We start from the raw sequence: 25,570 nt of genomic DNA, 5'->3' as shown, positions 1-25,570 counted from the left end.
CTCAGAAGTCGCTGGGCAGACCGCTCGCCTCGGCGATGCCGCGCAGTTCCTCGTTCTGCACGTGGCGTTCCTTGAGGTAGTCGGCTATCTCCCCGAGGCGTTCGGGGTCGGAGGCGGTGGCCGCGTCGGTGACGACCCGGACCGGGCCGGTCTCGTCGGTGCTGATCTCGACGACCTCGTTGTCCAGTCGGCCGGTGACCGCGGTGGCGATGACCAGGGCGGCCTCGTCCCTGATCGCCTGGGGCAGCGCTTCGGCGTTGTCCCCGTCCAGGGAGAAGTCGATGGTGGGCATCTGGTGCTCGTCGATCGCCTGGAGGACGGGTTCCACCACGCTGAGCAGCAGCTGGTAGTCGTCGGTCTCCATGCGTATGCGCAGGAGGTCGAGGTAGACGTCCACGGGACGTCCGTCCGGCGGAGGAATCTCGTGTTCGTTCATTCGCCCCGTGTTCCCCGTGCGGCGCGGCTCAGACGCGACGCCATCGAGCGAGGGCGAAGGAGAAGACGCCGAACAGCATCAGACCTGCGGCGACGCAGATCAGGAGCCAGGGTCCGAGCGGGGTTTCGGCGAAGGAGCGGAGGGTGTCGTCCAGTCCCTTCGCCTTGTCGGCCTCGTAGTCGACGGCGGCCCGCACGGCGAAGGCGCCCGCCGCGGCGAAGACCAGCCCGCGTGCCGTGCCGCCCCCGACGCCGGTGACGTCGACCAGCCGCCGGGCCCGGGGGCTCAGCGCGCCGAGCTTCAGCTTCTTGTGATAGCTGCGGCGCAGCGCCTGTACGCCGATCACCACTCCGGCGACGACGATCGCGACGCCGGCCACGCCCACGAGCCACCGTCCGGCGGGCATCTCCATCACCTTGGCCGTGACGTCCCTGGACTGCTGGTCGCTGGAGCCGCTGCCGCCGGTCCCGGCCGCGAAGGCCAGTACGGAGTAGGCGACGAACGCGTAGAACACGCAGCGGGCGGCGGCCGGCAGCCGCTTCTTCGCCGTGTGACCGTCCTTGCCCGTGGCGCCGAACACCGCCTCGGACAGGCGCCACAGCGCCATGCCGACGAGCCCGATGCCGAGCGCCCACAGCAGTACGGCGCCGAAGGGCTTGTCCGACAGCTCGGCCAGGGCGCCTCCCCGGTCCGCCTGCCGGTTTCCGGTACCGAAGCCGATCTGCAGGGCCAGGATGCCGACCAGCAGGTAGATCACGCCGCGAGCGGTGAGTCCCGCCCGGGCGGCCCCCTCGGCGGCCGAACCGTTCGCCGCCCGCCTGGCCCGACCGCGGCCGGTACGTGCCATGACACGTGCGTTCATGTGGACCTCCCCTCCCGGACTCCGCATGCCCCGGCATCCTCCGCACACACCGGGCGGCGCGGCCCCGGCCCGGCGGAACGCCCGGCTCCGTCACGCTGCCCAGGCTCCTCCGGTCACCGTGACGCAAGACTGCCCGTACGCCGCCTCGCGGCCTACGGGCAGTCACCCACCACCTGTTCCCCGCCGTGGATCAGTCCGCCACGCCCGCGGGCTCGGCGACCGGTACGGGGACCGGGCCGGCCGCGAGCCAGCGGCGGGCGGCCTCCAGGGCCAGCGCCACGTCACGCGTGCCGGTCGACACGCACAGCGTGTACGCCAGGTCCCGGGTCCGGGGACCCGGGACGCCCGTGTCGTCGACGGGCTCGCGCAGCACTGCCGCCTCGTACGCGTCGACGAGTCCGCGCAGCACCACGGGGTGAGGCATCAGCATCCGTCCCGTTCCTCCTTCGTTCCTCTGCACGTCAGTTACGCACCGGCCGGCCGGTCCCCCGGCGGGCCGCCCGCTGGCCCATCGCCTCGTCGCGGACGCGGGCGCAGCTACGGCTGATGAGGCGCGAGACGTGCATCTGGGAGATGCCGAGGCAGTCGGCTATACGGCTCTGCGTCATGTCCTCGAAGAAGCGCATGTAGAGGATGGCGCGCTCGCGTTCGGGCAGCCTGCGCAGCCCTTCCTTGGCGGACTCGCGGTCGATCACGGTGTCGTACGAGGTGTCCGCCGCGCCGAGGGTGTCCGCGAGGCTGTAGCCGTCGTCGCCGGCCGACAGTTCGGCGTCCAGCGAGAGGGTGCTGAAGCTCTCCAGGGCCTCCATCCCGGCGCTGACCTCGTCCTCGGTCAGTCCGGTGTGGGCGGCGACGGCGGCCACCGAGGGTTTGGGGCTGCCCGGGCTCTGGGTGAGCTCACGCCGGGCCACCCGCACCTTGTTGCGCAGCTCCTGGACCCGGCGGGGGACCCGAAGGGCCCACATGCGGTCCCGGAAGTGGCGCTTGACCTCGCCGGTGATGGTGGGCACGGCGTAGCTCTCGAAGGCTCCGCGTTCCGGGTCGAAGCGGTCGATGGCCTTCACCAGACCGAGCGCCGCGACCTGGCGCAGGTCCTCGATGGACTCGCCGCGGTCCCGGAACCGCCCGGCGATCCGGTGGGCCATGGGCAGCCAGGCCGTGACGAGTTCGTCGCGCACGGCGTCGCGTTCGGGTCCGTCCTCCAGCCCCGCCAGCCGGCCGAAGAGGGCCATGGTGTCGGGGGCGTCGTCGTGCCGGCGGCGGGCGGGAGCGGCGGCGGTGGTGGCGGGCTCGGGGGTCGCGGGACGGATGGTGGGCGTTTCGATGAGCATGCGGATTCGCTCCTGAACGGTGGTCTCAGGGGACTTTCCGCGGGAACGGTGCTGTCCGGGTCAACTCACCCGGAGGGCCGAAGCAGCCATACCGCTCCCGCTGCTGCGCCTCCGGTCCGAAGCACGAACTTGCGACTGCCCCCACCCCGGTGGAACAAACTCCGCTTTTCGAAAAGTACTCAGGACAGCGGAACGACCACGGTGATGCACTTGCCTCCCGTTGGAAGGTCTGCCACCCGCACGTCGCGTGCCAGCCTGCAGACGATCGGCCAGCCCCGGCCGCCGACGCGGCGGCGCCCCTGGGCATCGGTCTGCGGCACGGCGACCGGGAGGTCGTGGCTGCGGTCGCTCACCGAGAGCCGGAGGCCGGGTCCGACGACGTCGGCCTGGAAGTCGGTGATGCCCCCGCCGTGCAGAATCGCGTTGGTGGTCAGTTCGGAGGCGACGAGCACGGCGTCCGACAGGGCGCCCGCGTCGCACGGCGTGTGGCCGTCGCTGCCGCAGCACTCGGTGACGACGCGTTCGACGGTCCGGCGCGCCTCGGCGGGTTTGCACGGCCGGTACCGCCGGTGGAGGTCCGCGCCGTACGGTTCGACGACGGGTTCGGTCGTGTGCCTGTCACACATCCGTCAGCTCCCTGGTCGGTGGGATGGGCCGGATCCGGTCGGCCCCACGCCGCGTGTGCGCCGTGCGGCCTCGCTACTTTCGGCTGACCTCTGCCCGTACCCCCAAACCTCCGGCCCTCCTTACGGCCCAGCGGCCATCCAGGCGCCCTGCGGGGGTACGCGGAGTGCATGACGGATGTTGTGGACTCGGACGAACTGCTGCGCCGTATGCATCGCGCGAGGGCCTGCGCGGTGGAACAGGAGCGGACCTGTCGGGCGCGAAGGGACGAGTTGCGGTCGACCGACCCGGAGGGCTCCCGGGAGGCCGCCGTACGGACGATCGCGTACGAGGCCGTCCTGCGGGTGCTGGACGAGGTGCTGACCCCGGGGCGGAACCCGCGGTGAACAGCAGCGGGGCGGACTGACGGGGTTTCGGCCGGGAAACCGGATCGGCATGACAGCCGACCACACCCGAGCACCGGTCCTGGAAGCCCTCGTCGACTACCGCCGCGAGGGGCGGTTGTCGTTCACGCCTCCGGGGCACAAGCAGGCGCGTGGGGCCGACCCCGCGGTGCGCGAGGTGCTGGGCGACGCCGTCTTCTACGGTGACGTGCTGGCGACCGGCGGACTCGACGACCGGCTGACCAGGGGACGGGTGCTGCAGCGCGCCCAGGAACTGATGGCCGATGCCGTGCACGCCGACCACACGTTCTTCTCGACGTGCGGGAGTTCCCTGTCGGTGAAGGCCGCGATGCTGGCGGTGGCGGGGCCGCACGAAAAGCTGCTGATCGGCCGGGACGCCCACAAGTCCGTCGTCTCGGGGCTGATCCTGTCCGGGATCGAGCCGGTCTGGGTCGAGCCGCGCTGGGACGCCGGACGGCACCTGGCCCATCCGCCGTCCGCCGAGGAGTTCGAGAAGGCGTTCGCCGCCCATCCCGACGCCAAGGGCGCCCTCGTCACCAGCCCGACGCCGTACGGCGCGAGCGCCGACCAGCGGGCCGTAGCCGAGGTCTGCCACCGTCGTTCGGCGCCGCTGATCGTCGACGAGGCCTGGGGTGCGCATCTGCCCTTCCACCCCGAGCTGCCGTCCTGGGCGATGGACGCGGGCGCCGACATCTGTGTGACCAGCATCCACAAGATGGGCAGCGGTCTGGAGCAGGGCTCCGTGTTCCATCTGCGCGGTGACCTGGTCCCGCCGAAGCTGCTCGGTATGCGGGCGGACCTGCTGGGCACCACCAGCCCCTCGGCGCTGATCTTCGCCGGGCTGGACGGCTGGCGCCGCCAGATGGCGCTGCGCGGGCGCGAGCTGATGGGCGGCGCCCTGGAACTGGCGGCCGACGTCCGCGCGGCCGTCGAGGAGATCGACGGCATGCACGTCAACGACCGGGACGACTTCTGCGGCCCCGGGCTGGCCCACGGCTTCGATCCGCTGCCCGTCGTCATCGACCTCGACGGGCTCGGCGTCTCGGGCTTCCAGGCGGCGGACTGGCTGCGCGAGCACCGGAGCGTGATCGCGCACATCACCGACCACCGCCGCATCGGCGCGCAGATCACCCACGGCGACGACCGGGAGACCGCCGGCGAGCTGCTCGCCGCGCTCAAGGACCTCGCGCACGCCGCGCCCGGCCTGGACCCCGCCCCACGCGGGACGTGCCGCTCGACCGGGCGGCAGGTCGCGTCGCGGCGGAGATGACCACGCCGTACCCGCCCGGCATCCCTGCCGTCCTGCCCGGCGAGCGGCTGAGCGAGCCCGTCCTGCGGTATCTGCGCAGCGGCCTGGAGGCCGGGATGTACCTGCCGGACCCGAGCGATCCGGAACTGGAGACGGTCAGGGTCGTCGCGGAGGACGGCGAGTGAAACGGGTCACGTGTCCCGGTACCGGTTTCACGGAACGGACGGAGATGGTTTAGCGTTCATCCATACGTGGCGACGAAGTCGACCGGCGTGTCCTTCGTACGTCACCGCTTACGGCCCTGGCTGGCTTCCCCCGTCCAGCCAGGGCTTTTTCATGCCCCGGCGGCGCCGTCCCCTGTTCCGGCACGGAATCCGTACGGGATTCGTACGGGATCCGCCGTCCGCCGAGGTGCTCAGGGCGCCGAGAGCGACTGAAATGGGCATAGGGAAAGCCCCGGAACCGAATCGCCGGCGAGGAGCCCCGTGCCATGACCAAAGCGATCAAACTCCTGACCGCACTCCCCCAGCCCCAGCGCGAGCGGCTGATGGCGCTCGCCCGGGAGGTCGCCTTCCCGGAGGACGCCCGGATCTTCGAGGCGGGAGACAGGGCCGACCGCTTCTGGGTCATCCGCTCCGGCGCGGTCTCCCTCACCCAGCAGGTGACGTCCGTGCAGCGGGTCACGGTCGCCAGCCTCGGCGCGGGCGACCTGCTCGGCTGGTCCTGGCTGTTCCCGCCCTACGAGTGGGACTTCGGCGCCGAGGCCTTCAGCCCGGTGCGGGCCTACGAGTTCGACGCGGCCTCGGTGCTCGCCCTGTGCGAGGAGGACCCGAAGCTGGGCATCGTGCTGGTGCGGTCGGTCGCAGAGATCCTCGCGCACCGGCTGGAGACCACCAGGGGCCGGCTCATGGAGCACTACGCGTTGCACGGGCGCGGCTCCCTGTGAGGCGCCCTCAGACGCGGTAGCGGCGCAGCGCCGGAACCGCGGCCGCCAGGCCCAGCATCACCACCACGACGAGCAGCCCGCCGCCGGCCACCGCCTCCCGGGCGCCGAAGGCGGAGCCCGCGCCGCCGTGCAGGACGTCGGCCAGGCGCGGGCCGCCCGCGACGACGACGGTGAAGACGCCCTGCATGCGTCCGCGCATGTCGTCGGTCGCGGCGGACAGCAGGATCGCGCCGCGGAACACCATGGAGACCATGTCGGCGAGGCCGGCGACGGCGAGGAACGCCACCGCGAGCCACAGGCTTCCGCTCAGTCCGAAGCCGGTGATGGCGGCGCCCCAGACCACGACCGCGCCGATCACCATCCAGCCGTGCCGGCGCGCCCGGGAGAAGGTGCCGGAGAACAGTCCGCCGGCCACCGCGCCGATGGGGATCGCCGCGAAGAGCAGGCCGAGGGCGAGTCCCTCGCCGTAGGGGGCGTAGGTCTCGGCGGCGAGTTGCGGGAACAGGGCGCGGGGCATGCCGAGGACCATGGCGACGATGTCGGCCAGGAAGGAGAGCAGCAGCACCTTGTGCCCGGCGATGTAGCGGAAGCCCGCCACGACCTCGCGCACGCCCGCGCGCCGTACCGCCGTGCCCGACAGCGGCGGCAGGGCGGGCAGTCCGTACACCGCCCACACCGTGACGCACAGGGCGAGGGCGTCGATCAGATACAGCTCGGGCAGGCCGACGAACGGGATGAGCACACCGGCGAGCAGCGGCCCGACCACCTGTCCGGTCTGCATGACGGTCGAGCCGAGCGCGTTCGCGGCGGGGAGTTCCTCCTCGGGGACCAGGCGGGCGATGGAGGCGCTGCGGGCCGGGGCGTTCAGGCCCCAGAAGGCCTGCTGCAGCGCGAGCAGCAGCATCAGGGCGGCCACCGACTCGACGCCGGTGGCCGCCTGTATCCAGAAGAGCAGCGAGGTCACGGCGATGCCGGCGTTGGTGACCAGCAGCAGCTTGCGGCGGTCCACGGTGTCGGCGACCGCGCCGCCCCAGAGCGCGAACACGATCAGCGGCAGCAGGCCGGCGAGGCTCGCGGCGCCGACCCAGGCCGAGGAGCCGGTGATGTCGTAGATCTGCTTGGGCACGGCGACGGCGGTGAGCTGGCTGCCGACGGCCGTGACGATGGTCGAGGACCACAGCCTGCGGTAGGCCGGCCGGCGCAGGGGACGGGTGTCCATGGCCCACCGGCGCCACCCGCCCCGCCGGGCCCCGTCCGGGGCGGGGGTTTTCTCCCCGGGTCGGGTGCCGCCCTCGCTGCTGCTCTCTGTCCTGTCCACGCGCTTCCTACGTGCTCGATACATCTTTCGGCTGCGGGGATCACTATCGCAGCTCCGTTCCGGCACTGGGGGCGCGTGTGTCCGGGGCCGGGCCGGGCCGGGCCGGCCCGCTCCCCGCTCAGGCTCCGGCGACGAGCGTGACGCCGAGGACGATCATCGTGGCGGCGACCAGTCCGTCCAGGACCCGCCAGGCCGCGGGCCGGGCCAGGAAGCGGCCCAGGTAGCGGGCGCCGAAACCGAGCGCGGCGAACCAGCACAGGCTGGCGGCCGCGGCACCCAGGCCGAACGTCCAGCGCAGCGGGCCCTGGTCGGCGGCGACCGAGCCCAGCAGGAACACCGTGTCGAGGTAGACGTGCGGGTTGAGCCAGGTCAGCGCCAGGCAGGTGAGGATCGCCCGCCGCCGCGAGCCCGCGGCGTCGCCTTCCGCCCGCAGCGCACCGGTCGGCCGGAACACGCGCCGAGCGGCCAGGGCGCCGTAGCAGAGCAGGAAGGCGCCGCCGATCCAGCCGACCGCGGTCAGCGCGCCCGGCCAGGCCACGACCACCGCGCCCACCCCTCCGACGCCCAGGGTGATGAGCAGGGCGTCGGACAGGGCGCAGATACCGACCACGGCGAGGACCGCGTCGCGGCGGATCCCCTGGCGCAGGACGAAGGCGTTCTGGGCGCCGATGGCGACGATGAGCGAGAGGCCGGTGCCGAAGCCCGCGGCCGCGGCGGTGAGTGCGCTGGTCATGCCCTTGACGCTAAGCGGACGATCACGGGAGGTACAGCTAAAGATTCTTACGTATCCTTAGCAATCATGATGACGGGCACGAGATGACGGGCACGAGATGACAGGCGCGAGATGACAGGCGCGATGGCAATGACCACGGCCGCCTTCGCGGATCTTCCGCTCGATCAGGTCCGGACCCTGCTGGCCGTGGTGGACGAGGGCACGTTCGACGCGGCCGCCGCGGCACTGCATGTGACGCCGTCCGCGGTCAGCCAGCGGGTGAAGGCGCTGGAGCAGCGCACCGGCCGGGTGCTGCTGCTGCGCACCAAGCCGGTGCGGCCGACGGATTCCGGCGCCGTGCTGGTGCGCCTGGCCCGCCAGGTGGCCCGGCTGGAGCGGGACGCGTACGCCGAGCTGGGACTGAGCGGGGCCGGCGAACCGACGCGCGTCTCGATCGCCGTCAACGCCGACTCGCTCGCGACCTGGTTCCTGGGCGCCCTCACGCGGGTGCCCAGGGAGCCGCGGCTCTGTTTCGAACTGCGCCGCGAGGACGAGGACCACACGGCGACCCTGCTGCGGGAGGGCGTGGTGATGGCGGCGGTGACCTCGTCGCCCGACCCCGTTCCCGGCTGCACCGTCCGTTACCTGGGCCGGATGCGGTATCTCCCCTGCGCCCACCCGGGTTTCGCCGAGCGGCATCTGGACGGGCCGCTGCGGGAGGCGCTCGTCGAGGCGCCGGTGGTGGTCTTCGACCGGCGGGACGACTTCCAGGACGGCTTCGCGCGGCGACTCGGTCTCGACGGCGCGGGTTCCGCGCGGCACTACGTGCCGACCTCGGAGGGCTTCGCCGAGTCGGTCGCCGCCGGCCTGGGCTGGGGCATGGTGCCCGAAGCGCAGGCGAAACCGCTGCTGCGCGGCGGGCGGCTCGTCGAGTTCGCGCCGGATCTGGCGGTGGACGTCCCGCTGTACTGGCAGCAGTGGAAGCTCGACTCCCCGGCGCTGGCGACGGTGGCCGAGGCCGTGTTGGCGGCGGCGCGGGAGGCGCTGCGGAGGTAGCACGACGGCACGACCGAAGGCGCGGCGCCGGTTTCACTCCGCTGTCGACAGGTCACCCGCAACGGAGTAAGGCATTCACGAGGGCGCGAACGATACCGATCGCAGGTGACTTTGATGGACAACTGGCGAGAGCACGCCGCGTGCCGCACGGAGGACCCCGACCTGTTCTTCCCGATCGGCACCACCGGCCCGGCCGCTTTGCAGACCGAGCAGGCGAAGACGGTCTGCCGGCGCTGCCCGGTCCAGGAGCAGTGTCTGCGCTGGGCACTCGACACGGGGCAGACCCTCGGCGTCTGGGGCGGCACCAGTGAGCTGGAGCGCCGTGCGCTCAAGCGGCGCGAGGCCGTGCGCAGGCGGTCCGGCTGACCCCGCTGCGACCCGTCGCCTTCGGCGCCCGGAAGTCGGTTCACGACAGCGCCGGACGTCGGTTCACGACAGCACCGCCCCGGAAAGGACCAGCCATGAGCGTACGCGTGCACCGCGTCTACGACCCGCCCGAGCCGGACGACGGCGTGCGCGTCCTGGTGGACCGGCTGTGGCCGCGCGGCATGGCGAAGGACGCCGCACACGTGGACGAGTGGCCCAAGGGACTCACCCCGTCGACCGACCTGCGCCGCTGGTACCACGCGGGTGACGGCTCCTACGAGGAGTTCGCCGAGCGGTACGAGGCCGAGCTGGCCGACCCGGAGGCGACCGAACTCCTCGACCACGTACGGGAACTGGCGCGCGAGGGGGACGTGACCCTGCTCACGGCGTCCAAGTCGCCCGAGGCGAGCCACGCCGCCGTGCTCCTCCGCCTCCTCGACGAGACGTGAGGAGACGGGGAGACGGGGAGACGGGGAAGCCGGCGAGTCGCGTCCCTCGCTCAGCCGGTCTGCCGTGCCGCGGCCCGGCCCGCCGCCCGCCCGGAGAACAGGCAACCGCCGAGGAAGGTGCCCTCCAGCGCGTTGTAGCCGTGCACCCCACCGCCGCCGAAGCCCGCCACCTCACCGGCCGCGTACAGGCCCCCGACGGGTGTGCCGTCGGCGCCGAGGGCGCGGGAGTCGAGGTCGGTCTGGATGCCGCCGAGGGTCTTGCGGGTGAGGATGTGCAGCTTGACCCCGATCAGCGGGCCCGCCGCCGGGTCGAGGATGCGGTGCGGGGTGGCGACCCGGCCGAGTCGGTCGCCGATGTAGCGGCGGGCGTTGCGGATGCCCTGGACCTGGGCGTCCTTGGCGTAGGGGTTGGCCATCTGGAGATCGCGGGCCTCGATCTGGCGCCGGACCACGGCGGCGTCCAGGAGCGGCTTGTCGGTCAACCCGTTCATCTTGTCGACCAGTTGCTCCAGGTTCGGCGCGGACACGAAGTCGGCGCCCTTGCGCAGGAAGGCGTCCACCGGGCCCGGCGCGCCCTTGCCGAGGACGCGTTCGCGCAGGAATCCGGCGCGGTCCTTGGCGGTGATGTCGGGGTTCTGCTCGGAGCCGGAGAGCGCGAACTCCTTCTCGATGATCTTCTGGGTGAGGATGAACCAGGAGTGGTCGTGGCCCGCGAGGTCCTGAGCCGTGCGCAGGTGCCGGAGGGTGCCGAGGGTGTCGTAGCCGGGCAGGCAGGGCTCCGGCAGGCGGCGGCCGAGGGCGTCGAACCACATGGAGGACGGTCCGGGCAGGATGCGGATGCCGTGGCCGGGCCAGATCGGGTCCCAGTTGCGCACGCCCTCGGTGTAGTGCCACATCCGGTCGCGGTTGACCAGGCGTGCGCCGGCCTCGGCGCTGATGCCGAGCATCCGTCCGTCGACGTAGGCGGGGACGCCGGTGACCATCTCGGCGGGCGCGGTGCCGAGACGCTCGGGCCAATGGCGGCGGACGATGTCGTGGTCGGCGCCGATGCCCCCGGAGGTGACGATCACGGCCTGGGCGGTGAGTTCGAACTCGCCGGCCGCGTCGCGGTTGGAGGCGGCTCCGCGGGGTGAGTGGTCCTCGGCGAGGACCGTGCCGCGCACGCCACGCGCCGTGCCGTCCTCGACGACCAGGTGGTCGACCCGGTGACGGTGGTGGAAGGTGAGCAGCCCGTCGCGGGCCGCCTGCTTCGCGTACCGGACGAACGGTTCGACGACTCCGGTGCCGGTGCCCCAGGCGATGTGGAAACGCGGCACGGAGTTGCCGTGTCCGCCCGCCCTGAGGTCGCCGCGCTCGGCCCAGCCGACGGTGGGCAGGAAGGTGATGCCGTGTCCGGCGAGCCAGGACCGCTTCTCCCCCGCCGCCCACTCGACGTACGCCCGGGCCCAGCGCACCGCCCAGGAGTCCTCGTCCTCGGTCCGGTCGAAGCCCGCGCTGCCCTGCCAGTCGTTCCAGGCCAGGTCGAAGGAGTCCTTGACGCCGAGGCGGCGCTGCTCGGGGGAGTCGACGAGGAACAGGCCGCCGAAGGACCAGAACGCCTGTCCGCCGAGGTTGGCCGCGTTCTCCTGGTCGACGAGGGCGACCCTCCTGCCCCGGCTGGTCAGCTCGTTGGCCGCGACCAGACCCGCCAGGCCCGCTCCGACCACGATGACGTCGGCATCCATGGCGACCGTCCCTTCCTGTTCCGTGTCATGGGGTTCAAGGCGTGTTGCCGCCCCCGGTGAGCAGTGCCGTGAGCAGCTGTCCCAGCCAGGCGCGGGCGTGCTCGACGTCCCGGTCCAGGAGCAGTTGGGTGGTGACTCCGTCGTACGCGGCGACCACGGCGTGCGCGGCGCCGTCGGCGTCGCCCAGCACGGCGGGCAGGGCGGAGTGTCCGCGCGCGCCGGCGAGCCGGTCGGCGATCGCGCGTCTGAGCCGTGCCCGGTGCTCCAGCAGAGTCCGCGCCACGGCCGGGTCGCGGGCGGCGTGCACCAGGAAGTCCGTCTTCACCAGGAGCCAGTCCCGGTCCAGGAGCAGCACCTCGGTGACGCGGTCGACGGCGGCGGGGACGCCCAGGTCCGGACCGTCCGAAGCGAGGGCGCCGGACACCTGCTCCGCGATCAGGTCGGCCCGTTCGCGGTAGAGGGCGAAGAACAACTCGTCGAGGCTGTCGAAGTTCGAGTAGAAGGCGCCCCGGCTGTATCCGGCGGCCTCGCAGACCTCCTCGATGGACACCCGGCCGAACCCCTTGGCGCCGAACACCGCGAAGGCCGCGTCCAGGAGGTTCGCGCGGGTGCGCGCGCGGCGCCTGGTCACGCGCCCGGTCGTCGCCTTCACCACCATCTCCGGCCCCTCCTCCGTTCGGTACGCGAATGTATCGGATACACCGGCGTATCCGAAGGGCCGTGACACGCATAGAACACATTTTCGAATAAGGAGTACGCTGGCGTCATGACCACGCACCTCCAGGGATCGCTCTTCGACCAGACGGACGAGGCCCGGCTCGGCTCGCTCGCCGGGCTGCACCGCACCCACCTGGGCTCCGGGGCCTGGATCGACCTGCTCCCCGGGTGGTTGAGCGGCGCCGACGCGCTGTTCGAGCGGCTGGCCGCCGACGTCCCGTGGCGCGCGGAGCGGCGTGCCATGTACGACCAGGTGGTCGACGTACCCCGCCTGCTCGCGTTCTACGGCGCGGGCGACACGCTGCCGCACCCACTGCTGACCGGGGCGCGCGACGCGCTGTCCGCGCACTACGCCCAGGAGCTGGGCGAGCCGTTCACCACCGCCGGCCTGTGCCACTACCGCGACGGCCGGGACAGCGTCGCCTGGCACGGCGACCGGATCGGAAGGGGCGCGCGCCAGGACACGATGGTCGCCATCCTCTCCGTCGGCGCGCCCAGGGACCTGCTGCTGCGCCCGGCGGGCGGGGGCGGCGACACGGTGCGCCGACCGCTGGGCCACGGCGACCTGATCGTGATGGGCGGCTCCTGCCAGCGCACCTGGGAGCACTGCGTCCCCAAGAGCACCCGCGCCGCGGGCCCGCGCATCAGCGTCCAGTTCCGCCCGCACGGCGTGCGTTGAGGGTCGGTCGGCCTTCCGGCGTGCCGGGTCTGGTTGGCTGTCCAGTCGGGCAGCCACCTGGAACGCGGGAGACCACCATGCGCGTGGACGTGCGGCAAGTCGCCGACGGCACCTACCTGGTGCACGGCGGCAACACGAACTGGGTCCTCCTCACCGACGGCGACGCCGTGACCCTGGTCGACACCGGCTACCCCGGCGACCGGCGGCTCCTGCTCGGCTCGCTGGCCGCCGTCGGAAGCTCACCCGAGGCGGTCGAGGCCGTGCTGATCACCCACGCGCACAACGACCACCTGGGCTCGGCCGAGTACCTGCGCGCCGCCCACGGCACCCCGGTGCTCCTCCATGAGGCCGAAGTGCCCCACGTCCGGCGGGACTTCCTCCAGCAGGTGTCGGTCCGCACGGTCCTGCGCAACGCCTGGCGGCCGGGCGTACTGCCCTGGGCGGTGCACGTGCTCCGCTCCGGCGGCACCGAGCAGCACCCGGTGACCGCGCCGGAGCCCTTCCCGACCGACGGCGCACTGGACCTTCCCGGCCGGCCCGTGCCGGTGCACACCCCCGGCCACACCGACGGGCACTGCGCCTACCACCTCCCCGGCGCCGGGGTGGTGATCTCCGGCGACGCGCTGGTCAGCGGGCACGCCACCTCCCGGATCGCGGGACCGCAGCTGCTGCCCGGCATGTTCCATCACGACCGGGCGCGCACCGCGGCCTCCCTCGACGTCCTGGCGGGGCTGGACGGCGACGTCCTGCTGCCCGGGCACGGTCCCGTCCACCGCGGCTCCGTGAAGGAAGCCGCGCGACAGGCGCGGGAACGGGCGTTCTAGAGTCGGGGCATGGCCTTGCAGATCAGCGCCACCAATCCGGAGCACCCCGCGCTCCTGCTCGAACTGCCGTGGCAGACGCCGCTGGAGGAGTGGCCCGAGGAGTACCTCGTGCCGCTGCCCCGCGGCATCTCCCGCCACGTCGTCCGCTACGCCCGGGCCGGGGACGAGGTGATCGCCGTCAAGGAGCTGGCCGAACGGCCCGCGCTGCGCGAGTACCAGCTGCTGCGCGACCTGGACCGGCTCGCCATCCCCGCGGTGGACGCGCTGGCCGTGGTCACCGGCCGCACCGGCACCGCCGGCGAGGCGCTGGAGCCGGTGCTGATCACCCGGCACCTCGGCGGCTCGCTGCCGTACCGTTCGATGTTCGAGACGACGCTGCGCCCGGCGACCATGCACCGTCTGATGGACGCCCTGGCCGTGCTGCTGGTCCGGCTGCACCTGGCCGGCTTCGCCTGGGGCGACTGCTCGCTGTCCAACACGCTCTTCCGGCGCGACGCGGGCGCCTACGCCGCGTACCTGGTGGACGCCGAGACCGGGGCGCTGCATCCGCGGCTCAGCCCCGGGCAGCGCGACTACGACCTCGACCTCGCCCGGGTGAACATCAGCGGTGAGCTGCTGGACCTGGAGGCCTCGGGGGCGCTTCACCCCTCCGTCGACCCGATCGGCTTCGGCATGGAGATCTGCGCCCGCTACCGGAGCCTGTGGGAGGAGCTGACCCGCACCTCCGTCTATCCGGCGGGCAAGTACCACTACATCGAGCGCCGGATCCGGCGCCTCAACGACCTCGGCTTCGACGTGGCCGAGATGCAGATCGAGCACGCCTCCAACGGCGACACGGTCACCTTCGTCCCCAAGGTCGTCGACGCGGGCCACCACCAGCGCCAGCTGTTGCGCCTGACGGGCCTGGACGCCGAGGAGAACCAGGCCAGGCGGCTGCTCAACGACCTGGAGAGCTGGATGGCCACCCAGGACGACTACGCCCCGGGCGACCCCCTCGGTGCCCGCCCGGAGGTCCTCGCCCACCGCTGGGTGCGCGAGGTCTTCCGGCCCACCGTGCGGGCGGTACCGGTGGAGCTGCGCGGCGCGATGGACCCGGCCGAGATCTACCACGAGCTGCTGGAGCACCGCTGGTACCTGTCCGAGCGGGCCCAGCACGACATCGGCCTGGACACGGCCGTCGCCGACTACATCGAGAACATCCTGCCCAAGGCCCGGGAGACCCTGCAGCCCACGGCGGACTGAGCGGCGTACCGCCGTCACGAGTGCGGGACCACCGCCACCGGGCAGTCCGCGTGGTGCAGCACGCCGTGCGCCACCGAGCCGATCCGGGCGCCGACGGCCGTACGGCGGGCGCGGCGGCCGACGACCACCATCTGGGCTCCCGCGGCCACCGACAGCAGCACCTGCCCCGCGCTGCCCATCTCCACGTGCTCGATCACCGGGATGTCGGGGAAGCGCTCGCGCCACGGTGCGAGCGCCTCGCCGAGCGCCTTCCTCTCGTACTGCTCCAGACCCCCCGCCTCGTCGGCGAGCCGCATCGAGCCGGGGCTGTAGGTGAACACCGTCGGCAGGGCCCAGGCCCGGACGGCACGCACGGCGGCACCGCGGGCGGCGGCCGCCTCGAAGGCGAAGCCGATCACGTCGGCGCTGTCCTCCGGCTCCCCCTGCTGCCCCACGACGACCTCGCGGCCGGCGGCCTCGGTCGCGGCCTCGTCCCCGGCCCGGACGAGGACGACGGGCCGGTTCGCCTCGGCGATCACCTGCTGGCCCACGGAGCCGAGCAGGAAGCCGACGACCGCCCCGTGGCCGCGCGAGCCGAGCACCAGCGTCTCGGCGTCGGCCGCGGCGGCGAGCAGTACGGCGACGGCGTCGTCGGCCTCGCGGACCTCGGTGGACACCGTGAGGTCCGGGTGCCGCTCGGTGACCGTCCGGACCGACTCGGCGACCGAGTCCCGCGCCCACCGCTCCTGGGCGTCCCGGTCCCCCGTGCCGGCCGCGTCCAGCTCCTGGAACCGCCAGGCGTGCACGACGTGCAGCGGTGTTCCGCGGCGGTCGGCCTCCCTCGCGGCCCAGGCCAGTGCGGCCAGGCTCTCCTCCGAACCGTCGACCCCTGCCGTGATCGGGCGCGTCATGCGGGTCCCTCCCTGTGTCGCGGTCACGTCCATGGGGCCAGTGTTCCCTACGCTGTCCTCATGACCTTGGAGTGGGAGCAGGTGAACGTCGACGCGGCCGATCCCGTGACGCTCGGACGCTGGTGGGCCGAGGCGCTCGGCTGGGTGGTGGTGAACGACGCCCCCGACGAGTACGAGATCCGTCCGGAGCCGGACCGGCTGCCGGGGCTGCTCTTCTCTCCCGTGCCGGAGGCCAAGGCCGTCAAGAACCGGCTGCACCTCGACTTCCGGCCCGACGACCAGGAGGCCGAGGTGGCCCGCCTGCTGGACCTGGGCGCACGCCGCACCGACGTCGGGCAGGGCGAGCAACCGTGGGTGGTACTGGCCGATCCGGAAGGCAACGAGTTCTGCGTGCTGGGCCCCCGGGGCGGGGTTCCGGCTCCCTGAGCGAGGCCTCGCGATCGAACATACGATGAGCGGCAGGCGTGGGCAGGCGCCCTTGTCCGCGGCGGGGGGCTGTCGGAGCCGCGTGCCAGGATGGGCGTCGTGCAGCAGACCTCTTTCACCAGCCCGCTCGTCGGCCGCGAGGACGAACTCGCGCGTCTCACCGGCGTACTGGAGCGCGCCCGCTCCGGTGAGGCCCGCGCGGTGCTGATCGCCGGGGACGCCGGGGTCGGCAAGACGCGGACCCTGGACGAGGTCGCCGGGCGGGCCGCCGCGGCCGGGACGATCGTCCTCACCGGGCACTGCGTCGACCTGGGCGACGTGGGCCTGCCATATCTGCCGTTCACCGAGATCCTCGGTGTGCTGGCCGCCGACGAGCGGTTCACCGCCGTGCTGGCCGCGCATCCGGTCGCCGACCGGCTCCTCGGCGGCGGGCCGGACGACGGGGGCGACGGGGGCGCGACCACGCGGTCGCGGCTGCGGCTGTTCGAGGGCGTGGCCGCCCTGCTGACCGAGCTGGCGGACATCGCCCCACTGCTGCTGGTCCTGGAGGACCTGCACTGGGCCGACCAGTCCTCCCGTGACCTGCTGCGGTTCCTGCTCAGCCGGGGAGTCCTGCAGCGGTCGGCGGGCGGGGCGCCGGGCGGGCGGCTCGCGGTGTTCGCCTCGTACCGGGCGGACGACCTGCACCGCCGCCACCCGCTGCGGCCCCTGCTGGCCGAGCTGGTACGACTGCCCGCCGTGGAGCGGCTGGAACTGCGGCCCCTGCCCGACGCCGACGTGGCGCGGCTGGTGCGCTCCCTGCGCGACCGGCCGCTGCCGGACACCACCGTGCACCGGATCGTCGAACGCGCCGAGGGCAACGCCTTCTACGCCGAGGAGCTGGTCGCGGCCACGGACGCGCCCGCCGGGGGTGTGCCCAGCGGACTGGCCGACGTCCTGCTCATCCGCTTCGAGCAGCTGTCCGAGATCGCCCAGCAGGTGCTGCGCACCGCCGCGGTCGCCGGGCGCCGCGTGGGACACGACCTGCTGCGGGACGCGGTCGGGCTGCCCGAGGAGGAGCTGGAGTCGGCGCTGCGCGAGGCGGTGGAGCGGCAGTTGCTCGTCTCCGGCGACGGCGACACCTACTCCTTCCGGCACGCCCTCGCGCGGGAGGCGGTCTACGCCGACCTGCTCCCCGGGGAACGGGCCCGGCTGCACGGCGCGTTCGCCCGGCTGCTCGCCGCGCGGGACCGCCGGTCCGACAGCGCGGCCGAGCGCGCCCACCACTACCGCGAGAGCCACGACCTGCCCGAGGCGCTCGCCGCGTCCCTGGAGGCCGCCGACCACGCGCAGCGCGTCGGCGCGCCCGCCGAGGAGTTGCGGCACGTCGAGACGGCCCTAGACCTGTGGTCGGCGGTCGACGCCGCGGCACGGCCCGCCGGGCCCGACGCCGTGACGCTCACGCTGCGCGCCTCGGCGGCCGCCGCGCACGCCGGGGAGCTGCACCGCGCGGTCTCCCTCACCAGGTCGGCGCTGGCCGGCCTCGGCCAGGACGCCGACCTGGAGCTCGCCGCCCGCGTCCGCTACACGCTCGCCGGGAACCTGCTGAGCGTCGACAACCTGTCGGCCGCGTTCGCCCACAGCAGCGAGGCGCTCGGCCTGATCCCCGCCGAGCCGCCGTCGTCCACGTGGGTGTGGGCCGCGGCGACGCATGTCATGACGGCCCGCCAGGTCGGGGAGAACGAGACGGCGCTGCGGGTGGCACGCCGGGCCCTGCGCGTCGCGGAGGACTTGGGGGTCACCGACGCCCGCGCCGACCTCCTGATCTCCCTCACCAGTCTCGAAGGCGGCAACCGGAGTACTCCGCGGGGCCGGGAGCGGCTGCTGGAGGCGCGGGAGCTGGCGCGGCGGGCGGGCAACGCGCCGGTGGAGATGCGCGCGTTGTTCAACCTGGCCATCGGCTGCTTCGAGTCCGGCGACCTGGAGGACTGCCTGCCCTGGGCGGCCGAGGGACTGGACCGGGCCCGCCGCTCCGGGCTGCTGTCCTCGCCGTATCCGCGGGAGATGCGGTACCTGCGGCTGCTGGTCCAGTACACACTGGGCCACTGGGACGAGTGCGTGCGCGGAGCCGCGGACCATGCCGGCGTGCTGCCCGCCGCGGGCGGTCACGCCATCGGGCCCGGCCTGTACGTGGCGCTGGCGCGCGGCGACTTCGGGGCGGCGGAACGGGCCCGCGCGATGCTGGAGGGTCCTTTCGACTGGATGGGCACGCTGGTCGCGGGCATCGTGCTCACCGACGCCGCCGCGCTGCGCGGGGACGCGGCGGAGGCGGTGCGATGGGCGCGGTCCACCGTGGAGACGCTCACCGACGACGGGGTCCCGCGACCGGCCGTGACCGTCAGGCTCACCGCCCTGGCCCTGTCCGCGGTCGCGGACACCGTCGTCGGGCTGCGCCGCACCGGCGACGGGGCGGGGGTGAGCCGCTGGACGGACACCGCGGCGGAGCTGCTGGAGTGGGCCCGGTCGTCCGCCGCGCACGGGGAGGACGGCACACCCCAGGGACCGGAGGGCCAGGCATGGCTGGCGCGCGCGGAGGCGGAGGGGGTCCGGATCGCCGGGTCCGGGCCCGACCCGGCGTCCTGGGAGAAGGCGGTCGCCGGGTTCGCGTACGGCGACGCCTACGAACGCGCGCGGTGCCGACTGCGGCTGGCGGAGGCCCTGCTGGCGGCCGACCGCCGCGAGGAGGCAGCCGCCGAGGCCGACACCGTACGCAGGGAGGCCGACCGGCTCGGCGCCACGCTGCTGCGCGAGCGGCTGAGCGAGCTGGTCCGTCGCGGCCGGCTGACGGACGCGGCACCGGCCGGCGACCGTGCGTCGGTGCTCACCGCCCGTGAGCAGGACGTGCTGCGGCTCCTCGCCCTCGGCCGCAGCAACCGCCAGATCGGCGAGGAGCTGTTCATCAGCGCCAAGACGGCGAGCGTCCACGTCTCCAACATCCTGGCCAAACTGGAGGCGGCGAGCCGCACGGAGGCGGTGGCGATCGCCTACCGGCAGGGCCTGATCACTCCGGAACCGACGACTTCGACCTGACCTCCGGCTCGGGACGGACACCGGCCGGCGCCTCCCCCGGCTCGGGACGGACCACCGGCCGGAGCTTCCCCCGGCTAGCGGACTGCGGGAACCCCCGGTGTCCGGCGGACGTTGACCCGGCACCGACACCCCTACCGGAGCGAGAACCACGACACAGGGCGGCACGATGAGCGAATTGGTCCCCGGGGGCAACGTCCCCCTGCCGGGCGGCCCCGTGAGCGTGCGGGTGCCCGGTGCCTTCGACGTGTCGGCGCTCGTGACGGACGACGGCGGCAAGGTGGGCGGTGACGGCGACTTCGTCTTCTACAACCAGCCGGAGGCACCCGGTGCCCGGTTGCGGGACGACACGCTCACCGTCGATCCCTCACGGCTGCGCCCCGGTGCCACCCGCGTGACGGTGGCGGTGAGCCCCTCGGATCCCGGGGCCGCCCTGGGCGAACTCCCCTCCCCCACGCTCCACGTCACCGACGCACGCGGCCGGGAGCTGACCCGGTTCACGCCGCCGCGCCCCCGGCAGGAGACCGTGCTGCTGCTCGCGGAGTTCTACCGGCGTGGTGAGGACTGGAAGTTGCGCGCTCTGGGGCAGGGGTACGCCGACGGACTCGCCGGTCTCGCCCGGGACTTCGGGGTGGAGGTCGCCGACGACGCCCCGGCGCCCGACGACCGGGCACCGTCCGTGTCCCCCGCGCCTCCCCTCACCTCCGTACCGCCCCTCACCCCCGCGCCTCCCCTCACCTCCGTACCGCCCCCCGCCGACAGCGACGGCTTCCTCGGCCTGGTCAACTCCGCCCGGACCGCCGCCGGTTCCGGCCCCGTCTCCGCCGACGCCCGCCTGGTCTCCGCGGCCCGGGCCCACGCCGCCGCCATGGCCGCCGCGGGCACGCTGAGCGTCGAGACCCGGGACGGCGTCTCCGTCCACCAGCGCGTCGTCTCCGCCGGGTACACGTATCTCACCGTCGGCGAGCACCTGGTCTCCGGGCCGCGCACACCCGCCGAGTTCGTCGCGTACTGCCTGCGCGCCGAGCGGACCCGGCGCACGCTGCACGGTGCCGCCTTCACGCACGCCGGTTGGGCGTACGTCACCGGCGGCCCCTCGGGCGACACGTACTGGACCGCCCTGTGGGCCGTACCGTTCACCCCGGACGGCCTGGTCCGTACGACGGCCGAGGTCGTCGAGCTGACCAACCGGGAGCGGATCCGGGCGGGCCTGCCCGCCCTGGCCGTCGACGCCCGGCTGGCCCGGGCGGCGCAGGCGCACAGCGCGGACATGGTCGCCCGCGACTTCTATTCGCACACCGACCCGGACGGCGGCAAGCCCTGGGACCGGGCCGCCGCCGCGGGCGCCACTCGGCGCACGGTCGGCGAGAACATAGCCTGCGGTCAGCGTTCCCCCGCCGACGTGGTGGAGGGCTGGATGAACAGTCCCGGGCACCGCGCCAACATCCTCAAGCCCGACTTCACCCACATCGGCATCGGCCTCGCCGGCGGCGGCCGGGCGGGTACGTACTGGACCCAGGTCTTCGGCGGCTGAACCCGGCTCCTGGCGCACGATCTTGGCGGAACGTGGCACTCCGGGCCAGGATGCCCGTATGAAGGGTGACCTCTTTTCCAGCGAGCACATGGTGCAGCCCGCCACGGCGCCGGGCATGACCGTCGAGAACTCCAAGTGCATCCGTTACACGGTGAACGGCGACATGCTGGCCCGGCAGGGCGCGATGGTCGCCTACCGCGGCAACCTCCAGTTCGAGCGCAAGGGCCAGGGCGTGGGCGGCATGCTCAAGCGCGCGGTCACCGGGGAGGGGCTGCCCCTGATGGCGGTGCGCGGACAGGGCGAGGCCTGGTTCGCGCACGAGGCGCAGAGCTGCTTCATCGTCGAGGTGGAGCCCGGCGACGAGTTCACGGTCAACGGCCGCAACGTCCTGTGCTTCGACTCGTCGTTGTCGTACCGCATCGCCACGGTCAAGGGCGCGGGCATCACCGGCGGCGGGCTGTTCAACAGTGTCTTCACGGGACACGGCAGGCTGGGGCTGGTGTGCGACGGCAGCCCGTTGGTCATTCCGGTCTCGCCCGAGTACCCGGTCTACGTCGACACCGACGCGATCGTCGGCTGGTCCGCCGGGCTGTCGACCTCCCTGCACCGTTCGCAGTCCATCGGCTCGATGCTGCGCGGCGGTTCCGGCGAGGCCGTGCAGTTGCTCCTCCAGGGCCAGGGCTTCGTCGTCGTACGGCCGAGTGAGGTGACGCCGCAGAAGACGCAGCAGCACTGAGGCAACCCGGTCCGCTCCGTCGACGTCTTGATCGGCAACAGGTGACGCCGCCCTGGTCGCCCCACGTGGCCAGGGCCGGTTTTCGGCGCACTATACACAGAGCGTATACACGAAGTGCATATGGGTCCGGCCGAGCACTCGCTCCCGGAGTAGGCGCGCCTGTGCATACGTGCATACGGACACACGGACACACGGACACACGGACCGAAAGGAATCCATGTACGGCAAGGCATTCGCACCGGAGTACCAGGGCGCCCTCACCGCCCTCTCCGTCAACTCGTCGCTGACCGACGTCCTGACCGCCGGCGCGGAGCAGTTGGCGGCGGCCGAGCGCGCGGGACGGCACGGCGAGGCGGCGCGCTCCGGGCTCGCGGTGGCCGAGGCCCAGCGGCGGCTGGGCCGGGTCGGGGAGGCCGACCGGGCGTGGAAGGCGAGTTACCGGGCGGCTCGCACGGCCGGGGACACCGCGGCGATGGCCTGGGCGCTGTGGAGCGGCGGGACGCTGGCCCGGCAGCGCGGTGCCCTCCGGCTGGCCCGGCGGCTGCTCGGGCTCGCGGCCGATCTCGGTGAACGCGGCGGCGACGTCGTCGTCCGCGGCTACTCGCTGGCGGGCCTGGCCGAGACCGGCCGGATCCAGGGCGACTACGAGGCCGTCGGGCGGCTGCACGAGCAGTTGCTGGCCGAGGCCCGGCGGCGCGGCGAGGCACGGCACACCGTGTGGGCGCTGGAGGGCATCGCGCAGATGCACCGCAACACCGGCGCGTACGACAGCGCGTACGCCTTGTTCGAGGAGGCGGCCCAGATCGCCGCACGGGCCGAGGACCGGCGCGGCCACGCCTGGGCGCTGCGCGGACTGGCCGATGTCGTCTCGGTGCGCGACGGCGACACCGGACGGGCGCTGGACCTGCTCACCGAGGCGGAAGCGGGCTGTCGGGCGATGAAGCTGTCCGGCGCGCTGGCCTACAACCACAAGATGCGCGGCAACGTCCTGTACCGCGCCGGGCGTTACGCCGAGGCCCGCGACCTCTACGAGCAGGCGCTCGCGGAGTTCCGTGCCATGGGCGAGCCGCGCGGGGAGGCCCTCTCCCGGCTCGGCCTGGCCAAGTCGCTGGCCCGGCTGGGCCGCGACCGTGCCGAGACGGCCACCGAACTCGCCGAGCTGGCCGGAGTCCTGGAGGGGATCGGACTGATGCACGCCCGGAAGATGGTGGCGCGGGCACAGGAGGAGTTCGGCCTGGCGGGCACGCGGGCGGACGCGGTGGCGCAGGCCGACACGGACGCGGTGGCGCAGGCCGACACGGGCGCGCGAGCCGTCGCGGGTGCGCAGGCCCACGCGGGTGCGCAGGCCCACGCGGTGGCGCAGCCCCACGCGGTGGCGCAGGCCGACACGAGCGCGCAGGCCCACACGGTGGCGCAGCCCCACGCGGTGGCGCAGCCCCACGCGGTGGCGCAGGCCGACACGAGCGCGCAGGCCCACACGGTGGCGCAGCCCCACACGGTGGCGCAGCACCACACGGTGGCGCAGCCCCACACGGTGGCGCAGCCCCACACGGTGGCGCAGGCCGACACGAGCGCGCAGGCCCACACGGTGGCGCAGCCCCACACGGTGGCGCAGGCCGACACGGGCGTGCAGGGCCACGTCGTGGCGGAGGCCGTGCGGTGACGGCGACGACCATGGCGGCAGCGGCGACGGTGGACGCCCCGCAGGTCCTCGGCCGCAGCCGCGCTCTGGTGCGGCCCGCGCTGGAGGAGGCCGTGGGGCGGCTGCACCCGTGGGTGGCCGAGATGGCCGCGTACTCCTTCGGCTGGTGCGAGGTGGGCGGGGCGCCCGCCGGCGTCGGCGCCTCCGGCGGCAAGGGCGTACGGCAGGCGCTGGCGGTGCTCGGCGCCGAGGCGGCCGGTGCGTCCGGGCGGGCGGGGGTGCCCGCGGCGGTCGCGGTGGAGCTGGTGCACGCCTTCTCGCTGCTGCACGACGACATCATGGACGGCGACCCGGCGCGGCGCCGTCGCCCCGCCGTATGGAAGGCGTACGGCACCGGGCCCGCCGTTCTCGCGGGCGACGCGCTGTTCGCCCTGGCCGTCGAGACGCTCGCCGCCGCCCCGGCGGGCCCCCGGACGGTGCGGCTGCTGTCCGCCGCGCTGAACGACCTGGTACGGGGACAGGCGGACGACCTGCTGTTCACCGAGCGTCCGTGGACGGGCCCGGAGCGGGTGCGGCCGGACGAGTACCGGGCGATGGCCGAGCACAAGACGGGGTCGCTGCTGGGCTGCGCGGCGGCCATGGGTGCCGTGCTCGGCGGGGCGCCCCGGGCGACGGCCGCCGCCCTCGACCGGGCCGGCCGGCACCTCGGCATCGCCTTCCAGGTCGTCGACGACGTGCTGGGCGTCTGGGGCGACCCGGCCGTCACCGGCAAACCCGTCCACGGCGACCTGCGGGAGCGGAAGAAGACCTTCCCGGTGCTGGCGGCGCTCGACGCTCCCCTTCCGGCCGCGCGGCGGCTGGCCGCGCTGCTGGCGTCCGACGCCGCCGATCCCGAGGAGGCCGCCGCCCTGATCGACGAGGCGGGCGGGCGTACGGCGGCACTGGCCGAGGCCCACCGGTGTCTCGGCGCGGCGGAGACGGCGCTCGCCGAGGCCGCACCGGGCGCGGAGACGGCCCAAGAGCTGCGGTCGCTGCTGGACTTCCTGGTGCGGCGCGACCTCTGAGGAGCCTTGACCTGCGACACCGCTCGCCCGCGCCCTCAGCAACGTGTTGACCTTGGGCGCGTCGCGCGAAAGGGTGCGAAGGGGCGCGGATCACCGCCCGCACCGGAAGGATGACTGCCTTGATCGGGATCACGGAGATCGAAGCCGCGGCCGAGCGGATCGCCGGACATGTCGTACGCACGCCGACCGTGCCCAGCCCCGGGCTGTCCGCGCTGCTCGGGGTGCCGGTCACCGCGAAGCTGGAGCTGCTCCAACGCACCGGCTCGTTCAAGGCACGCGGTGCGACGGCGAAGCTGCTGTCGCTGACCGAGGCCGAGCGGGCCGCCGGTGTCGTCGCGGTCAGCGGCGGCAACCACGGCATCGCCGTGGCGGTCATGGCCGCCGCCCTCGACGTGAAGGCCACGGTGGTCATGCCGCGTACGGCACCGGCTCGTTCCGTGGAGACCGCCGAGGAGGCGGGCGCGCTGGTGCGGCTCACCGACGGCATGGACAGTGCCTTCGCGCTGGTGACCCGGCTGCGGGAGGAGGGCCTGACTCTGGTGCACCCCTTCGACGACCCCGTGGTGGTCGCGGGGCAGGGCACCGTCGGGCTGGAGTTCGCCGAGGACGCCGGGGAACTCACCGACGTGATCGTGAGCATCGGGGGCGGTGGACTGATCGCGGGTGTGGCGGCGGCGCTGCGGGCCCTGCGGCCCCACGTGCGGGTCTGGGGCGTGGAGACCGAGGGCGCCGAGGCCATGTCGCGGGCGCTGGCGGCGGGCGGGCCGCTCCCCGTGCCCCTGTCCTCGATCGTCACCACGCTCAGCGCCCCGTCCGTCTCGCAGCTCACGTACGACCATGCGTCGGCGCTGGTCGGCGAGGTGCTCGTGGTGCCGGACCGGGAGGCCGTCCGGGGTTCGCTGGCTCTCGCCGAGCACGGCAAGGTGTGGACCGAGCCGGCCGCCGGCTGCCTGGTGCCCGCGGCCCGCCACGTGGTGGAGCGGGTGGGCGACGGCGCCCGGATCGGGCTGGTGGTGTGCGGAGGCAACGCCACGACCACCGACATGACGGCCTGGGCGGACCGCTTCGGGCTGCGCTGACGCGGATTTCCCGCGCGCGATCCGCATTTACCGCGGGTTACCCGCAGGTCGGTCCCGTATTCCGGTGCCACGCGCACCGACGGCGGAAATGCGGGGCCGAACGGGAGCGCGGTGTTCCCCAGTTCAGAGGCGGTGCGCGCCCGCACGGCTGCGTTTCCGGAATTCGCCCTCGTGCAGGCGTTCGCATCTTTCGT

General features: G+C 73.6%; 24 protein-coding genes and 2 pseudogenes. 16 read left to right on the top strand and 10 right to left on the bottom strand.

Translation table 11 applies throughout. From position 1 onward, the window contains the following. Nucleotide 1: 1 nt before the first annotated feature. The 5 genes from ACFCZF_RS03365 to ACFCZF_RS03345 form a co-directional block, all read right to left on the bottom strand. On the bottom strand, nucleotides 2–436 hold the full coding sequence (locus tag ACFCZF_RS03365; RefSeq protein WP_121750679.1) for a hypothetical protein: 435 nt from the start codon (nucleotides 434–436) through the stop codon (nucleotides 2–4). Nucleotides 437–464: 28 nt separating this feature from the next. After that, nucleotides 465–1,298 (bottom strand): DUF1206 domain-containing protein, encoded by an 834-nt coding sequence (locus ACFCZF_RS03360; RefSeq protein ID WP_375917117.1) that lies wholly within the window; start codon nucleotides 1,296–1,298, stop codon nucleotides 465–467. Nucleotides 1,299–1,488: 190 nt separating this feature from the next. Continuing rightward, a complete protein-coding gene (locus tag ACFCZF_RS03355; RefSeq protein ID WP_376670190.1) occupies nucleotides 1,489–1,728 on the bottom strand; it encodes a DUF5133 domain-containing protein in 240 nt (79 codons plus the stop codon). Nucleotides 1,729–1,759: 31 nt separating this feature from the next. Further along, a complete protein-coding gene (locus ACFCZF_RS03350; RefSeq protein ID WP_376670189.1) occupies nucleotides 1,760–2,629 on the bottom strand; it encodes a SigB/SigF/SigG family RNA polymerase sigma factor in 870 nt (289 codons plus the stop codon). 179 nt (nucleotides 2,630–2,808) lie between these two features. After that, nucleotides 2,809–3,255 (bottom strand): ATP-binding protein, encoded by a 447-nt coding sequence (locus ACFCZF_RS03345; RefSeq protein ID WP_376670188.1) that lies wholly within the window; start codon nucleotides 3,253–3,255, stop codon nucleotides 2,809–2,811. 168 nt (nucleotides 3,256–3,423) lie between these two features. On the opposite strand from ACFCZF_RS03345, the gene ACFCZF_RS03340 reads away from it, so the two are divergent. From ACFCZF_RS03340 to ACFCZF_RS03330, 3 genes and pseudogenes are all read left to right on the top strand, one after another. Then, nucleotides 3,424–3,639, top strand: coding sequence for a hypothetical protein (locus ACFCZF_RS03340; protein ID WP_375917105.1), 216 nt, complete (start codon nucleotides 3,424–3,426; stop codon nucleotides 3,637–3,639). A 49-nt stretch (nucleotides 3,640–3,688) separates the two neighbouring features. Beyond that, nucleotides 3,689–5,091: pseudogene (locus tag ACFCZF_RS03335) on the top strand (aminotransferase class I/II-fold pyridoxal phosphate-dependent enzyme). A 305-nt stretch (nucleotides 5,092–5,396) separates the two neighbouring features. Beyond that, nucleotides 5,397–5,852: a cyclic nucleotide-binding domain-containing protein gene (locus ACFCZF_RS03330; RefSeq protein WP_375917102.1), complete on the top strand. Its 456-nt coding sequence runs from the start codon at nucleotides 5,397–5,399 to the stop codon at nucleotides 5,850–5,852. Between the two features lie 7 nt (nucleotides 5,853–5,859). Here the strand turns inward: ACFCZF_RS03330 and ACFCZF_RS03325 are convergent, their stop codons facing one another. Both ACFCZF_RS03325 and ACFCZF_RS03320 read right to left on the bottom strand, forming a co-directional pair. Next, on the bottom strand, nucleotides 5,860–7,194 hold the full coding sequence (locus tag ACFCZF_RS03325; RefSeq protein ID WP_376670187.1) for an MFS transporter: 1,335 nt from the start codon (nucleotides 7,192–7,194) through the stop codon (nucleotides 5,860–5,862). 94 nt (nucleotides 7,195–7,288) lie between these two features. Then, nucleotides 7,289–7,903, bottom strand: a complete 615-nt coding sequence (locus ACFCZF_RS03320; RefSeq protein WP_376670186.1) for a LysE/ArgO family amino acid transporter — start codon at nucleotides 7,901–7,903, stop codon at nucleotides 7,289–7,291. Nucleotides 7,904–8,026: 123 nt separating this feature from the next. On the opposite strand from ACFCZF_RS03320, the gene ACFCZF_RS03315 reads away from it, so the two are divergent. The 3 genes from ACFCZF_RS03315 to ACFCZF_RS03305 all read left to right on the top strand — a co-directional run bounded on the left by ACFCZF_RS03315 (nucleotide 8,027) and on the right by ACFCZF_RS03305 (nucleotide 9,753). Further along, nucleotides 8,027–8,938 (top strand): LysR family transcriptional regulator ArgP, encoded by a 912-nt coding sequence (locus ACFCZF_RS03315; RefSeq protein WP_376670185.1) that lies wholly within the window; start codon nucleotides 8,027–8,029, stop codon nucleotides 8,936–8,938. A gap of 114 nt (nucleotides 8,939–9,052) precedes the next feature. Further along, nucleotides 9,053–9,304: a WhiB family transcriptional regulator gene (locus tag ACFCZF_RS03310; RefSeq protein WP_376670184.1), complete on the top strand. Its 252-nt coding sequence runs from the start codon at nucleotides 9,053–9,055 to the stop codon at nucleotides 9,302–9,304. A 95-nt stretch (nucleotides 9,305–9,399) separates the two neighbouring features. Next, entirely contained in the window at nucleotides 9,400–9,753 is a 354-nt protein-coding gene (locus tag ACFCZF_RS03305; protein ID WP_376670183.1) for a DUF488 domain-containing protein, read from the top strand. 50 nt (nucleotides 9,754–9,803) lie between these two features. On the opposite strand, the gene ACFCZF_RS03300 is transcribed toward ACFCZF_RS03305, so the two are convergent. Both ACFCZF_RS03300 and ACFCZF_RS03295 read right to left on the bottom strand, forming a co-directional pair. Further along, on the bottom strand, nucleotides 9,804–11,477 hold the full coding sequence (locus ACFCZF_RS03300) for an FAD-binding dehydrogenase (RefSeq protein ID WP_376670182.1): 1,674 nt from the start codon (nucleotides 11,475–11,477) through the stop codon (nucleotides 9,804–9,806). A 34-nt stretch (nucleotides 11,478–11,511) separates the two neighbouring features. Continuing rightward, a complete protein-coding gene (locus ACFCZF_RS03295; RefSeq protein ID WP_376670181.1) occupies nucleotides 11,512–12,135 on the bottom strand; it encodes a TetR/AcrR family transcriptional regulator in 624 nt (207 codons plus the stop codon). A gap of 108 nt (nucleotides 12,136–12,243) precedes the next feature. Between ACFCZF_RS03295 and ACFCZF_RS03290 the strand changes: the two genes are divergently transcribed. The 3 genes from ACFCZF_RS03290 to ACFCZF_RS03280 all read left to right on the top strand — a co-directional run bounded on the left by ACFCZF_RS03290 (nucleotide 12,244) and on the right by ACFCZF_RS03280 (nucleotide 14,939). Then, the gene (locus tag ACFCZF_RS03290) at nucleotides 12,244–12,873 is read left to right on the top strand and encodes an alpha-ketoglutarate-dependent dioxygenase AlkB (protein ID WP_376670180.1); all 630 of its coding nucleotides are present in this window, start codon (nucleotides 12,244–12,246) and stop codon (nucleotides 12,871–12,873) included. Nucleotides 12,874–12,950: 77 nt separating this feature from the next. Next, on the top strand, nucleotides 12,951–13,697 hold the full coding sequence (locus tag ACFCZF_RS03285) for an MBL fold metallo-hydrolase (RefSeq protein ID WP_376670179.1): 747 nt from the start codon (nucleotides 12,951–12,953) through the stop codon (nucleotides 13,695–13,697). A 9-nt stretch (nucleotides 13,698–13,706) separates the two neighbouring features. After that, nucleotides 13,707–14,939 carry a DUF4032 domain-containing protein gene (locus tag ACFCZF_RS03280; protein ID WP_376670178.1) on the top strand — a complete coding sequence of 411 codons (1,233 nt, stop codon included), beginning with the start codon at nucleotides 13,707–13,709 and terminating at the stop codon, nucleotides 14,937–14,939. A gap of 14 nt (nucleotides 14,940–14,953) precedes the next feature. On the opposite strand, the gene ACFCZF_RS03275 is transcribed toward ACFCZF_RS03280, so the two are convergent. Further along, nucleotides 14,954–15,829 (bottom strand): universal stress protein, encoded by an 876-nt coding sequence (locus tag ACFCZF_RS03275; RefSeq protein WP_376670177.1) that lies wholly within the window; start codon nucleotides 15,827–15,829, stop codon nucleotides 14,954–14,956. A gap of 60 nt (nucleotides 15,830–15,889) precedes the next feature. Between ACFCZF_RS03275 and ACFCZF_RS03270 the strand changes: the two genes are divergently transcribed. The 7 genes and pseudogenes from ACFCZF_RS03270 (at nucleotide 15,890) to ACFCZF_RS03240 (ending at nucleotide 25,376) form a co-directional block, all read left to right on the top strand. Further along, on the top strand, nucleotides 15,890–16,255 hold the full coding sequence (locus tag ACFCZF_RS03270; RefSeq protein WP_376670176.1) for a VOC family protein: 366 nt from the start codon (nucleotides 15,890–15,892) through the stop codon (nucleotides 16,253–16,255). 90 nt (nucleotides 16,256–16,345) lie between these two features. After that, entirely contained in the window at nucleotides 16,346–19,324 is a 2,979-nt protein-coding gene (locus tag ACFCZF_RS03265; protein WP_376670175.1) for an AAA family ATPase, read from the top strand. Nucleotides 19,325–19,490: 166 nt separating this feature from the next. After that, nucleotides 19,491–20,855, top strand: coding sequence for a CAP domain-containing protein (locus ACFCZF_RS03260; RefSeq protein ID WP_376670174.1), 1,365 nt, complete (start codon nucleotides 19,491–19,493; stop codon nucleotides 20,853–20,855). A 58-nt stretch (nucleotides 20,856–20,913) separates the two neighbouring features. Beyond that, on the top strand, nucleotides 20,914–21,591 hold the full coding sequence (locus tag ACFCZF_RS03255) for an AIM24 family protein (RefSeq protein ID WP_375917057.1): 678 nt from the start codon (nucleotides 20,914–20,916) through the stop codon (nucleotides 21,589–21,591). 217 nt (nucleotides 21,592–21,808) lie between these two features. After that, nucleotides 21,809–22,852 (top strand): annotated as a pseudogene (locus ACFCZF_RS03250) (tetratricopeptide repeat protein); the annotation flags it as partial. Nucleotides 22,853–23,265: 413 nt separating this feature from the next. Beyond that, a complete protein-coding gene (locus tag ACFCZF_RS03245; RefSeq protein ID WP_376670307.1) occupies nucleotides 23,266–24,297 on the top strand; it encodes a polyprenyl synthetase family protein in 1,032 nt (343 codons plus the stop codon). Nucleotides 24,298–24,416: 119 nt separating this feature from the next. Then, on the top strand, nucleotides 24,417–25,376 hold the full coding sequence (locus ACFCZF_RS03240) for a threonine/serine dehydratase (protein WP_376670173.1): 960 nt from the start codon (nucleotides 24,417–24,419) through the stop codon (nucleotides 25,374–25,376). Nucleotides 25,377–25,570 lie beyond the last annotated feature (194 nt).

This window comes from Streptomyces sp. NPDC056296 (genome assembly GCF_042268605.1).
In the GTDB taxonomy this organism is placed as follows: domain Bacteria; phylum Actinomycetota; class Actinomycetes; order Streptomycetales; family Streptomycetaceae; genus Streptomyces.
This window is presented reverse-complemented; position numbering and strand designations above follow the sequence as displayed.

What these genes read in the sequence shown, in the direction of transcription:
- ACFCZF_RS03365 (WP_121750679.1), bottom strand. Translation starts at nt 436, where the DNA reads ATGAACGAACACGAGATTCCTCCGCCGGACGGACGTCCCGTGGACGTC.
- ACFCZF_RS03360 (WP_375917117.1), bottom strand. Translation starts at nt 1,298, where the DNA reads ATGAACGCACGTGTCATGGCACGTACCGGCCGCGGTCGGGCCAGGCGG.
- ACFCZF_RS03355 (WP_376670190.1), bottom strand. Translation starts at nt 1,728, where the DNA reads ATGCTGATGCCTCACCCCGTGGTGCTGCGCGGACTCGTCGACGCGTAC.
- ACFCZF_RS03350 (WP_376670189.1), bottom strand. Translation starts at nt 2,629, where the DNA reads ATGCTCATCGAAACGCCCACCATCCGTCCCGCGACCCCCGAGCCCGCC.
- ACFCZF_RS03345 (WP_376670188.1), bottom strand. Translation starts at nt 3,255, where the DNA reads ATGTGTGACAGGCACACGACCGAACCCGTCGTCGAACCGTACGGCGCG.
- ACFCZF_RS03340 (WP_375917105.1), top strand. Translation starts at nt 3,424, where the DNA reads ATGACGGATGTTGTGGACTCGGACGAACTGCTGCGCCGTATGCATCGC.
- ACFCZF_RS03330 (WP_375917102.1), top strand. Translation starts at nt 5,397, where the DNA reads ATGACCAAAGCGATCAAACTCCTGACCGCACTCCCCCAGCCCCAGCGC.
- ACFCZF_RS03325 (WP_376670187.1), bottom strand. Translation starts at nt 7,194, where the DNA reads ATGTATCGAGCACGTAGGAAGCGCGTGGACAGGACAGAGAGCAGCAGC.
- ACFCZF_RS03320 (WP_376670186.1), bottom strand. Translation starts at nt 7,903, where the DNA reads ATGACCAGCGCACTCACCGCCGCGGCCGCGGGCTTCGGCACCGGCCTC.
- ACFCZF_RS03315 (WP_376670185.1), top strand. Translation starts at nt 8,027, where the DNA reads ATGGCAATGACCACGGCCGCCTTCGCGGATCTTCCGCTCGATCAGGTC.
- ACFCZF_RS03310 (WP_376670184.1), top strand. Translation starts at nt 9,053, where the DNA reads ATGGACAACTGGCGAGAGCACGCCGCGTGCCGCACGGAGGACCCCGAC.
- ACFCZF_RS03305 (WP_376670183.1), top strand. Translation starts at nt 9,400, where the DNA reads ATGAGCGTACGCGTGCACCGCGTCTACGACCCGCCCGAGCCGGACGAC.
- ACFCZF_RS03300 (WP_376670182.1), bottom strand. Translation starts at nt 11,477, where the DNA reads ATGGATGCCGACGTCATCGTGGTCGGAGCGGGCCTGGCGGGTCTGGTC.
- ACFCZF_RS03295 (WP_376670181.1), bottom strand. Translation starts at nt 12,135, where the DNA reads ATGGTGGTGAAGGCGACGACCGGGCGCGTGACCAGGCGCCGCGCGCGC.
- ACFCZF_RS03290 (WP_376670180.1), top strand. Translation starts at nt 12,244, where the DNA reads ATGACCACGCACCTCCAGGGATCGCTCTTCGACCAGACGGACGAGGCC.
- ACFCZF_RS03285 (WP_376670179.1), top strand. Translation starts at nt 12,951, where the DNA reads ATGCGCGTGGACGTGCGGCAAGTCGCCGACGGCACCTACCTGGTGCAC.
- ACFCZF_RS03280 (WP_376670178.1), top strand. Translation starts at nt 13,707, where the DNA reads ATGGCCTTGCAGATCAGCGCCACCAATCCGGAGCACCCCGCGCTCCTG.
- ACFCZF_RS03275 (WP_376670177.1), bottom strand. Translation starts at nt 15,829, where the DNA reads ATGACGCGCCCGATCACGGCAGGGGTCGACGGTTCGGAGGAGAGCCTG.
- ACFCZF_RS03270 (WP_376670176.1), top strand. Translation starts at nt 15,890, where the DNA reads ATGACCTTGGAGTGGGAGCAGGTGAACGTCGACGCGGCCGATCCCGTG.
- ACFCZF_RS03265 (WP_376670175.1), top strand. Translation starts at nt 16,346, where the DNA reads ATGGGCGTCGTGCAGCAGACCTCTTTCACCAGCCCGCTCGTCGGCCGC.
- ACFCZF_RS03260 (WP_376670174.1), top strand. Translation starts at nt 19,491, where the DNA reads ATGAGCGAATTGGTCCCCGGGGGCAACGTCCCCCTGCCGGGCGGCCCC.
- ACFCZF_RS03255 (WP_375917057.1), top strand. Translation starts at nt 20,914, where the DNA reads ATGAAGGGTGACCTCTTTTCCAGCGAGCACATGGTGCAGCCCGCCACG.
- ACFCZF_RS03245 (WP_376670307.1), top strand. Translation starts at nt 23,266, where the DNA reads ATGGCGGCAGCGGCGACGGTGGACGCCCCGCAGGTCCTCGGCCGCAGC.